Genomic DNA, 10,592 nt, shown 5'->3' on the forward strand with positions numbered 1-10,592 from the left:
GATGGCCACTTCCATGCCCAAGATCGACCTGAACGCCTGGTTCGCGGAGTTCTCCGCCCAGTTCCAGGGCCTCAATCCCAAGGAGCCGGGCCAGTGGCCGCTGGCGCCCAAGATCGCCGCGGGGCTTGCCGTGATGCTGGGCGTCGTCGTCGCCGGCTACTTCCTGGTGTTGTCCGACGTGCAGGACGGCCTGGATGCCGAGCGCAATCGCGAACCCCAGCTGCGCCAGGACTACAAGAACAAGCTCGCCCAAGCCGTCAACCTGCCCGAGCTGCGCAAGCAGAAGAGCCAGGTCGAGGAGTACGTGACCCAGCTCGAGAAGCAACTGCCTGGCAAGGCCGAGATCGACTCGCTGTTGTCCGACATCAGCAGCGCGGGCGTGGGCCGCGGCCTGCAGTTCGAGCTTTTCCGCCCGGGCCAGGTGCTGGTCAAGGACTACTACGCCGAGCTGCCCATCTCGTTGAAGGTTTCGGGCCGCTATCACGACATCGGCGCCTTCGCGGCCGACGTCGCCAACCTCTCGCGCATCGTCACCCTGCACAACCTCGTGGTGGTGGCACCGAGCGCCCCCAACAGCCCCTTGAGCATGGAAGCGACCGCGCGCACCTACCGCTACCTCGATGCGACCGAGGTGGCCGAGCAGCGCAAGGCCGCCAACAAGGCTGCGGGAGCCAAGAAATGAAGCGGCTGTGCATCCCCCTGGCAGCCCTGGCCCTGGCCGGCTGCGGCAGCGACATGGACGAACTGCGCCAGTGGATGGAACAGCAGCGGCGCGAGGCCAAGCCCAGCGTCACGCCATTGCTGCCGCCCAAGAAATTCCTGCCCCAGCCCTACGAGGCCGGCACCGGTGTCGACCCCTTCAGCACGCAGAAGCTCAGCGTCGCCATCAAGCAGGAGGCGGCTCAGCCCAACTCGCTGCTGACGGCGGAGATCAACCGCCGCAAGGAGCCGCTGGAGGCCTACCCGCTGGACAACATGAACATGGTCGGCAGCCTGACGCGCGAAGGGCGGCGCTATGCGCTGCTGCGCGTCGACAGCCTGCTCTACCAGGTCAAGGCCGGGGACTACCTCGGCCAGAACTTCGGCCGCATCACCAAGATCAGCGAGACCGAGATCACGTTGCGAGAAGTCGTCCAGGACGCTGCGGGCGAGTGGATTGAACGCACCAGTACCCTCCAGCTACAGGAGAAGGGACGATGAACAGGACATTGCAGGAGAGCAAGCCGATGGGCCGTGGCTGGTTGCTGGGAATGGCACTCGCGTGGCTGGCCGCGCCAGCGGCCTGGGCACAGACGCAGATACGCGCGATCAACTCCAGCCAGCAGGCCGGGGTCGACGTCGTGCGCATCGAATTGAGCGAACCGCTGCCCGCCGTCCCCACGGGCTTCACCATCCAGACGCCGCCGCGCATCGCCATCGACCTCCCGGGCGTGGTCAACGGCATCGGCCGCAACCAGGTGGAGATCAACCAGGGCAATCTGCGCTCGGCCAATGTGGCCCAGGCCGGTGATCGTGCGCGCGTGGTCCTCAACCTGCGCCAGGCTTCGACCTACAGTGCGAAGCTGGAGGGCAGCGCCCTGGTGCTGGTGCTGAATTCGGCAGCGCCGGTTGCACAGACGGCGGGGGAGCCGGTGCATTTCGCACAAAGCCTCAACACGGCGCCCCAGCCCCTGCGTGACATCGACTTCCGCCGCGGGGCCGATGGTGCCGGCCGCATCATCGTCAATCTGCCGAGCACCCAAGTCGGTGTGGACATCCAGCAGCAGGGCCAGGGCCTGGTGGTCGAGTTCCTGCGGTCCAGCCTGCCCGAGAACCTGCGCCGCAAGATCGACGTGGCCGACTTCGGCACGCCGGTGCAGATGATCACGACGACGCAAACCGGCGACCGCGTCCGCATGACGGTCGAGCCCAAGGGCAACTGGGAGCACAGCGCCTACCAGAGCGACAACCAGTTCGTGCTGGAGGTGCGCCCGCAGAAGGTCGATCCCAACAAGCTGACGCAAGGCCCCGGCTATGCGGGCGACAAGCTGTCGTTGAACTTCCAGAACATCGAAGTCCGCGCCCTGTTGCAGGTCATTGCCGACTTCACCAACTTCAACGTCGTCACCAGCGACACCGTGACCGGCAATGTCACGCTGCGCCTGAAGGACGTGCCCTGGGACCAGGCCCTGGACATCATCATGCAGGCCAAGGGGCTGGGCTTGAAGAAGTCGGGCAACGTGCTCTGGATCGCGCCCAAGGAAGAACTTGCCGCCAAGGAAAAGCTCGACCTCGAGTCCAAGGCCGCCATCGCCCAGCTCGAGCCGGTGCGCACCCAGTCCTTCCAGCTCAATTACGTCAAGGCCGAGGACATCGCCAAGGGCCTGACCGGCCAGGCCATCGGCGGCAGCAGCGGCAGCGGCAGCGGTGGAAGCAGTGGCGGCAGCAGCGGGTCGAGCAGTGGCACGCGCATCCTGTCGCCGCGCGGCAGCGTCATCTATGAGCCGCGCACCAACCAGCTCTTCGTGTCGGACATCCCGAGCAAGCTCGAGGAAATCCAGGCCATGATCGCCAAGATCGACGTGCCGGTCCGCCAGGTGCTGATCGAGGCGCGCATCGTCGAAGCCAACGACAAGTTCGGCCGGTCGCTCGGCGTCAAGCTCGGTGCCAACGACCTGCGCGGCCAGCAAGGCGGCATTCCGGGCTACAGCGTCGGCGGCGGCAACTACGTCACCGTGGGCGGCAACTACAACGGCGTCGGCTCCCAGACCAACCAGGGCGTCGCCACGAACTACAACAACACGCAGTTCGTCAACCTGCCGGCCAACACCTCGTCCGACGCCTTCAGCAACGGCGTGGCGACCACCATCGCGCTGTCGCTCTTCAGCGCCACGGCCAACCGCTTCCTGAACCTGGAGCTCTCGGCGCTCGAGTCCGACGGCAAGGGCAAGGTGGTCTCCAGCCCGCGCATCATCACGGCCGACCAGGTCAAGGCCGTCATCGAGCAGGGCGAGGAACTGCCCTATCAGGTGGCCACGGCCAGCGGCGCGACGTCCATCGCCTTCCGCAAGGCCAACCTCAAGCTCGAGGTGACGCCGCAGATCACCCCCGAAGGCAGCGTCATCTTGAACGTGGACGTCAACAAGGACAGCCGCGGCACGCTGACGCCCCAGGGCTATGCCATCAACACCAAGCACGCCCAGACGCAGGTGCTCGTCGAGAACGGTGGCACCGTCGTGATCGGTGGCATCTACACCCAGGACGAGGGCGAGACCGTCAACAAGGTGCCTGTGCTGGGCGATGTACCCTTCCTGGGCAACCTGTTCAAGAACAAGACGCGCACCACCTCAAAGACCGAGCTCTTGATCTTCCTGACGCCCAAGGTCGTCAGCGAGCGGGCCACGGTGCGTTGATCGCCCAGAAGCATTCAGAGATTTCAGGAGTTCGAGCATGTTGCAATCCATCGTCACGCAGGGCTGGCGCCGTCTTGGCCAGGCTGTGCTGGGGCTGGGAATGGCCGCCTTTCTGTCTGCCTGCGGCGGCGGTGGTGGCAGCGCCGGTGATTCGGTCTTTCCGGGAGGCGGCAGTGGTGGCACCGGTGGCGGCACCACGCCGACCGCGTCCGATCTGGTCGTGACGCTCAGCGGTTCGACCCTGCCCACCGATGGCACCGGCTCCGTCCTCGTCACCGTCTACGCGGTCGACGCCAATCGCAACACCATCGCCAACGTGCCGGTCTCCATCTCGGTGGACTCCAATGCCCTGGTCTCGGCCAGTGCCAGCAAGACGGACACCTCCGGCGTCGTGACCGGCTCGGTCCGCATCGGCTCGGACCAGTCCAAGCGCACCATCACCGTGACGGCCGCCAGCGGCTCCATCACCAAGACAGCCCAGATCTCGGTCGTCACGCCATCGCCCACGGGCACGACCAGCGGGCCGGCCCTGACCGTGGCGCTGTCCACCACGCAGATCACGCCGGCCGTCGGTGCCAACGTGACGGTGCAGCTGAAGTCGGCCGCCGGGGTCGCCATGTCTGATGTCGTGGTCAGCCTGTCCACGGGCCGGGGCAACCTCGCGGATCTGTCCGTGGCCACCGTGCGGACGGACGCCAATGGCCAGGCTACTGCAACCCTGAAGGCAAGTGCCTCCGGCGTGACGGGTGCAGACTATGTGACTGCATTCGCCACCATCGGCGCGGTGACAGTCAGCGCCCAGCAGGCCTTCACGGTGACCAATGCGCTCCCGACGCTGACGGTCAGTCCCGCGCAGGTCACGTTGCGTCTGTCGCAGCCGGCGCCGCAGGTGACGGCGACGTTGCGCGACGCTTCCGGCAATCCGGTCGCCAATCAGGTCGTGACCTTCTCGCCGTCGTCCATCATCAATGTGACGCCGTCGCCCGACAGCGGCCCGACGGACACCAATGGCATCGTCCGCAGCACGCTGAATTTGGGTGCTTCGGCGGGCGCGAGTTCGTCGACCGACACGCTGCGCGTGACGGCCAATTACGCCGGCCAGTTCCTCGCGAGCAACGTCATCGTGCAGATCGTCGGAGAGTCGCCGACGGCGACCATGACGCTCAGCACTTCCAAGATCGACAGCACGACCACATCCTCGACCGTCAACGTGCTGGTGCGCGATGTCGGCGGCAATCCGGCGGCCAGCCAGGTCGTGCAGTTCAGCTCGCAGTTCGGCCTCGTCAAATTCGATGCGGCAACGGCAGTCACGGACACCAGCGGTGTCGCCACCGTCCACGTGACGCAAGCCACCTCATCTTCGAACGGCGCCGATGTCGTCAAGGCCAGCGTGACCGTTGCCGGGATCACTGCGACGGACAGCAAGCCGGTGCAGGTGGTCAGCGCCACATCGCCGGGGACGCCGGTGCTGCAACTGGGGCTGTCCTCCACTTCCGTGAGTGCCGCCGTGCCGGCAACCGTCACGGCGACGTTGACCGACGCACGCGGCCAGCCGGTCCCCGGCCAGGTGGTGAGTTTCGCGGTCGTCCGCGGCCTGGGCAGGACCAACGTCGGCACGGCACTGACCGATGCGAACGGCAAGGCCGTCGCCTTGCTGTCGCCGGCGACGTCGGCCTCCGCCGGTGCCGACGAGGTGACGGCCACGGTGCAGTACGCCGGCAGCACGCTGTCCGCCAGCCAGGGCTTCCAGGTTCAGGCCACCAACGCCACGATCGTCAGCTTCACTGGCCCGGCCTCGATCTCCGCCTACGGTCAGGACAGCCTGACGTTGACGCTGACGGGCGCCGCCGTCGACTCGCCGGTCAAGCTGAGCATCTCGTCCTCCTGTGCCGCCGCGGGCAAGGCGACGGTCTCTCCGGCCAGTGTCTCTGCGACGAGCAACACCGTGACGCTGCAGTATCGCGACAACGGCTGTGGCGCCATCCAGCCCTCAGACCTGCTGCAGGTCGTCATCGACGGCACGTCCACGGCCAAGCAGCTCACCCTGCCCATCGCGGCTCCTGCTGCAGTCAGCCTGGCCTTCATCTCGGCCACACCGGAGCAGATCTTCCTGAAGGGCTCCGGCTTTACCGAGTCGTCCATCGTGACCTTCGAAGTGCGTGACGCGGCTGGGAATCCGCTGCCGAACAAGGTGGTCGAATTGCGCCTGCAGACCGGTGCGGGCGGCGTGACGATGGAGGGCCGTAGCGTCGAATCGGTCGACCCGCCGTCGGCCAACCCGTTCACGCAGACGTCGAACGCGCTGGGCCGGGTGTCCGTCCGCGTCAACTCCGGTACGCAGCCGACGCCAGTGCGCGTCCATGCCAAGCTCAGCGGCGACACCATCGCCACCGTGTCGAGCAACCTGAGCGTCGGTATCGGCCTGCCGTCCCAGCTCAACTTCTCGATGTCGCAGCAGACGATCAACATCGAGGGCTACGACATCGACAACGTGCCCAACACCTATACGTTGATCGCTGCCGACCGCAGCGGCAACCCGGTGCCGGTGGGGACGACGATCAACTTCGTCACCGAAGGGGGCCAGATCGAGTCGAGCAAGCAGATTTCGCAGACCAACGGCATCTCCCAGGCGACTTCCAACTTCGCGTCGGCGCAGCCCAAGCCCGTCGACGGTCGCGTCACCGTCGTCGCCTATGCGCTCGGCGAAGAGTCCTTCATCGACAAGAACGGCAACAACATCTACGACGCCGGCGAAGAGTTCCAGGACCTGGGCAACATCTTCAAGGACCGCAATTACGACGGCAGCTACGACAGCGCCTTCGACGAGTTCATCGGCGTCAATTTGGCCGGCAACACCAATTCGGCCTGTGTGCCTCCGACGACGGTGGCCATCTTCGGGCTGACGGCCTACACGCCCAGCGTGCCGGGTACCTGCGACGGCAAGTGGACGGGGTCAGGCCAGATCTATGTGCGGCGAGCAGTCGAGACGGTGCTGTCTCGGTCCACGGCCCGGCCGCTCTGGCCGGGAGGCGACGTGCGCGTCGTGTACGCGAACGGTACGCTGCCCATGCAGACGGGGCCGACTACGGCCCAGGTCACCAACTACCAGGTGGCGAGCGGTGACACCATTTGCAATGCAGGCGGCAGCGGAAGCTTCACCTTGCTTGCTGCGGACTCGAACCCCGGGCTGCTGAAGTCGGGCCTGACCTTGCCCATCGACTACAGCGATGCCAACAACTACATCGTGCTGCCGCGCCTCAATCCGATGCCGGCTGGAACCGTGGTCACGGCAACCACGCCAACGACGGGTTTCTCGGTGGCCATGGCGGGTGGCACGCCGGTGCCGAACACGAGCCAGGCCAACCTGGTTGGCATCGGCTACACGTTTGATACGGCCACCGTCGGCACGGTCACCGTCACGTTCACCACTCCGCGTGGGACGGGGACGTCCTACTCGTTCACGGTGAAGAGGACTTGCCCCTAATGTGAAGCTCGCTCTTGTCGGCATGCCGGGCGGTGGCAAGTCCACCGTCGGCAAACAACTGGCACGCCAGATCGGCGTGCCTTTTGTCGATTCCGATCACGAGATCGAGGCGCGAATCGGCGGCAGCATCAAGCAGTTCTTCGAGCGGCATGGCGAGGACGCCTTCCGCGACCTGGAGACCGAGGTCATCGCCGAACTGGTGACGCGGCCGGGCGACTGCGTGCTGGCCACCGGCGGCGGAGCCGTCCTGCGCGATCGCAATCGGGACCTCCTGCACTCGAACGCCACCGTGCTCTACCTGCGCTCCACGCCCGAGGACCTCTTCAGGCGGCTGAAGCACGACACGACGCGGCCGCTGCTCCAGGTGAAAGATCCGCTGGCCCGGCTGCGCGAGCTCCACCATCAGCGTGACCCGCTCTACAGGCGCTGCGCCCACTATGTGCTCGAGAGCGCACGACCGTCGGTCCATGCCCTCGTGAACATGGCTCTGATGCAGCTGGAGCTGGCCGGCTTGCTCGACCCGACGCGGGTGGTCGCGACCGTGGGAGCCGAGCCGGTCTGAAGGCCGGACGCCGCAGGGCGGCTTGCCGGTGCGCGAAGGGGCGGGCTCTTACACTTGGCCGCATGCCCGCCACCGACACCGTCCGCATCCCTCTCCCCGACGATCGCGCCTACGACATCCGCATCGGCTCAGGCCTGCTGGACGAGCCCGCCAGCTGGCAAGGCTTGCCCAAGGCGGCTGCGGCCGTCATCGTCAGCAACGAGACGGTTGCGCCGCTGTACGCCGAGCGCCTGCGCGAGCGCCTGCGCAGCGTCTATGCCCGCGTCGACATCGTCGTGCTGCCCGATGGCGAGGCGCACAAGGACTGGGCCAGCCTGAATCGCATCTTCGACCACCTGCTCGGCCAGGCGCTGGACCGCAAGACCGTGCTGTTCGCCCTGGGCGGCGGCGTCATCGGCGACATGACCGGCTTCGCTGCGGCCGTCTACATGCGCGGCGTCCCGTTCGTCCAGGTACCGACCACATTGCTGGCCCAGGTCGACTCGTCGGTCGGTGGCAAGACGGCCATCAACCACCCGCTGGGCAAGAACATGCTCGGCGCCTTCTACCAGCCCGAGCGCGTCATCGCCGACCTCGACACGCTGGACAGCCTGCCCGACCGCGAGCTGCGCGCCGGCCTGGCCGAGGTCATCAAGTACGGGCCCATCGCCGATGCGGGCTTCCTGTGCTGGATCGAGGACAACCTCGATGCCCTGCTCGCGCGCGACAAGGCGGTGCTGGGCTACGCGGTGCGGCGCAGTTGCGAGATCAAGGCCGAGGTCGTCGGCCAGGACGAAAAGGAGCAGGGCCTCAGGGCCATCCTGAATTTCGGCCACACCATCGGCCATGCCATCGAGTCCGGGATGGGCTATGGCAAGTGGCTGCACGGCGAAGCGGTGGCCTGCGGCATGGTGCTGGCCGCTGACCTGTCGAGGCGCTCGGGCCTGGTGCCTGACGGCTTCGTCGAGCGGCTACGGGCGCTCGTCGAACGGGCCGGCCTGCCGACGGCGCCGCCGAAGCTGGGCATCGAGCGGTACCTGACGCTGATGCGCGTGGACAAGAAAGCCGAGGCGGGCGCCATCCGCTTCGTGCTGATCGAGGGGCTGGGTCGTGCAGGCCTGCATGCCGTGCCCGACGCCCGCATCGCCGAGACGCTCGCGGCTCACGGGGCGGCTTGAAGTGGCGGCGCGCGCGGCCCCTGCGTCGGACCCCGCGCGCAGCCGCGGGCGCCGGTTGCCCGAGCCGCCGGCCCCGACCCGCAGCGAGTTCCAGCGCGACCGCGACCGCATCATCCACAGCACGGCCTTCCGCCGCCTGGTCTACAAGACCCAGGTCTTCCTCAACCACGAGGGCGACCTGTTCCGCACGCGGCTCACGCATTCTCTGGAGGTGGCCCAGCTCGGCCGCTCCATCGCCCGCAGCCTCGGGCTGGACGAGGACCTGGTCGAGGCGATCGCCTTGGCCCACGACCTGGGGCACACGCCCTTCGGCCATGCGGGCCAGGACGTGCTGGACGACTGCATGCATGAGCACGGCGGCTTCGAGCACAACCTGCAGTCCCTGCGCGTCGTCGACCACCTGGAGCAGCGCTACCCGGACTTTGACGGCCTCAACCTCTGCTTCGAAACCCGCGAGGGCATCCTCAAGCACTGTTCGCGTCGCCACGCGGTCGTCATCGAGGCGATCGAGCCGGGCGGGATCGCGACACGCTTCATCCACGGCGGGCAACCCAGCCTCGAGGCCCAGCTCTGCAACCTCGCCGACGAGGTGGCCTACAACGCCCACGACGTGGACGATGGCGTCCGCTCGGGGCTCATCGAGCTGGAGCAATTGCTTGAAGTGGACCTGGTGCGCGAACACTGGCAATCCGCCCGCGACGCCCACCCGGGGCTGGCCGGCAAGCGGCTGCTGTTCGAGACGATCCGCCGGATGTTGTCCGCCCAGGTCTACGACATCATCGACGCGACGAGCGCCGCCCTGGCGGAGGCCCGCCCCGCGGATGCGGACGCCGTGCGACACGCGGCCAAGCCTCTGCTGTGCTTCAGCCCCGAAATGCGCGCCAGGAGCACGGCGCTGAAGCGCTTCCTGTTCGCCAATCTCTACCGGCATCCGCAGGTGCAGTCCACGCGTGCCCGGGCCGAACAGGTACTGCGCGATCTCTTCGCCGCCTACACGGCCGACGCCGCCCAGATGCCCGCCGACTTCGCCGACCGCCCGGACCGCGAGCGGGCCTGCGCCGACTACATCGCCGGCATGACTGACCGATTCGCCATCCGGGAACATCAAAGATTGACGGGCCGATCCCTGTTCTGAAATTGGGGTCGGAGTCGATTATCCTCGGCTGGCGCCCGCGTCCGGCGCTTGCTACGAGTACCCTCCATGGCCCGCTTGCCCCGGTTGATCCTCCCGGACCAGCCTCATCACGTCATCCTGCGCGGCAACAACCGCCAGGCCATCTTCTATAGCGACCTCGACCGAGAGCACCTGCTCGCCACGCTGAGGGAGGTCGCCGCGCAGTATGGCGTGGCCGTCCATGCCTACGTGCTCATGGACAACCACCTGCATTTGCTGGCCACGCCCCCGACCCCTGAGGCCCTCAGCCGCATGATGCAATCGCTCGGCCGGCGCTATGTCGGCTGGTTCAATGCTCGCCATGGCCGCAGCGGCACCTTGTGGGAAGGGCGCTTCCGGGCGGGCCTGATCGAAGGTGAGCGCCACCTGCTGGCCTGCATGCGCTACATCGAGCTCAATCCCGTGCGAGCGGGACTGTGCGCCGAGGCCTCGGAATGGCCGTGGTCGAGTGCCGCACACCACCTCGGCCTGACGCGCAGCCCCGTCGTCATCGAACACCCCATGTATTGGTCTCTCGGCAACACGCCCTTCGAGCGCGAGCATGCCTACCGTGAGTTCCTCGCACAGGGCGTGCCCTCGTCTGAACAGGCTCAGTTCACGGACTCGGCACTTCGAGGGCGGCCGGTGGGAAGCGAGAGTTTCCTGCAGCCCTTGTCCGCCGAGCACGCCAAGGTGGTGGTGCGGCGGCCCCGGGGGCGGCCGTGCAAGCCGTCATCGCCGCCTTCATAGACGTTTGACTATGGCCCCATTTACTTTGGAGTCGGTCTGTTGAATGGAATAATTCGACTCTGACCCCATATTAATGAAGTTGCCGCATTTGTTG

The 10,592-nt window shown here is 66.8% G+C and carries 8 protein-coding genes; all 8 read left to right on the plus strand.

The genetic code is table 11. The features are described from left to right. Position 1 precedes the first annotated feature (1 nt). The gene (locus LXT12_RS10170; RefSeq protein WP_233391648.1) at positions 2-682 is read left to right on the plus strand and encodes a type IV pilus inner membrane component PilO; all 681 of its coding nucleotides are present in this window, start codon (positions 2-4) and stop codon (positions 680-682) included. Beyond that, entirely contained in the window at positions 679-1,200 is a 522-nt protein-coding gene (locus LXT12_RS10175) for a pilus assembly protein PilP (protein WP_233391649.1), read from the plus strand. The genes LXT12_RS10170 and LXT12_RS10175 overlap by 4 nt, the downstream gene beginning before the upstream one ends. After that, positions 1,197-3,392, plus strand: coding sequence for a type IV pilus secretin PilQ (locus LXT12_RS10180; RefSeq protein ID WP_419964766.1), 2,196 nt, complete (start codon positions 1,197-1,199; stop codon positions 3,390-3,392). Before LXT12_RS10175 ends, LXT12_RS10180 begins: the two co-directional genes overlap by 4 nt. Positions 3,393-3,429: 37 nt before the next feature. Beyond that, positions 3,430-6,876, plus strand: coding sequence for a beta strand repeat-containing protein (locus tag LXT12_RS10185; RefSeq protein WP_233391651.1), 3,447 nt, complete (start codon positions 3,430-3,432; stop codon positions 6,874-6,876). A 1-nt stretch (position 6,877) separates the two neighbouring features. Further along, positions 6,878-7,438, plus strand: a complete 561-nt coding sequence (locus LXT12_RS10190) for a shikimate kinase (protein ID WP_233391653.1) — start codon at positions 6,878-6,880, stop codon at positions 7,436-7,438. A gap of 62 nt (positions 7,439-7,500) precedes the next feature. Then, the gene (gene aroB / locus LXT12_RS10195) at positions 7,501-8,595 is read left to right on the plus strand and encodes a 3-dehydroquinate synthase (RefSeq protein WP_233391655.1); all 1,095 of its coding nucleotides are present in this window, start codon (positions 7,501-7,503) and stop codon (positions 8,593-8,595) included. Further along, positions 8,540-9,730: a deoxyguanosinetriphosphate triphosphohydrolase gene (locus tag LXT12_RS10200; protein ID WP_419964767.1), complete on the plus strand. Its 1,191-nt coding sequence runs from the start codon at positions 8,540-8,542 to the stop codon at positions 9,728-9,730. The genes aroB and LXT12_RS10200 overlap by 56 nt, the downstream gene beginning before the upstream one ends. Before the next feature lie 66 nt (positions 9,731-9,796). Then, entirely contained in the window at positions 9,797-10,498 is a 702-nt protein-coding gene (locus LXT12_RS10205; RefSeq protein WP_233391659.1) for an REP-associated tyrosine transposase, read from the plus strand. The last annotated feature ends 94 nt before the right edge of the window (positions 10,499-10,592 follow it).

Source organism: Pelomonas caseinilytica (assembly GCF_021353235.1).
In the GTDB taxonomy this organism is placed as follows: Bacteria; Pseudomonadota; Gammaproteobacteria; order Burkholderiales; family Burkholderiaceae_C; genus Pelomonas; species Pelomonas caseinilytica.

Coding starts and splice junctions, on each gene's coding strand:
- LXT12_RS10170 (WP_233391648.1), top strand. CDS start 2: ATGGCCACTTCCATGCCCAAGATCGACCTGAACGCCTGGTTCGCGGAG.
- LXT12_RS10175 (WP_233391649.1), top strand. CDS start 679: ATGAAGCGGCTGTGCATCCCCCTGGCAGCCCTGGCCCTGGCCGGCTGC.
- LXT12_RS10180 (WP_419964766.1), top strand. CDS start 1,197: ATGAACAGGACATTGCAGGAGAGCAAGCCGATGGGCCGTGGCTGGTTG.
- LXT12_RS10185 (WP_233391651.1), top strand. CDS start 3,430: ATGTTGCAATCCATCGTCACGCAGGGCTGGCGCCGTCTTGGCCAGGCT.
- aroB (WP_233391655.1), top strand. CDS start 7,501: ATGCCCGCCACCGACACCGTCCGCATCCCTCTCCCCGACGATCGCGCC.
- LXT12_RS10200 (WP_419964767.1), top strand. CDS start 8,540: ATGCCGTGCCCGACGCCCGCATCGCCGAGACGCTCGCGGCTCACGGGG.
- LXT12_RS10205 (WP_233391659.1), top strand. CDS start 9,797: ATGGCCCGCTTGCCCCGGTTGATCCTCCCGGACCAGCCTCATCACGTC.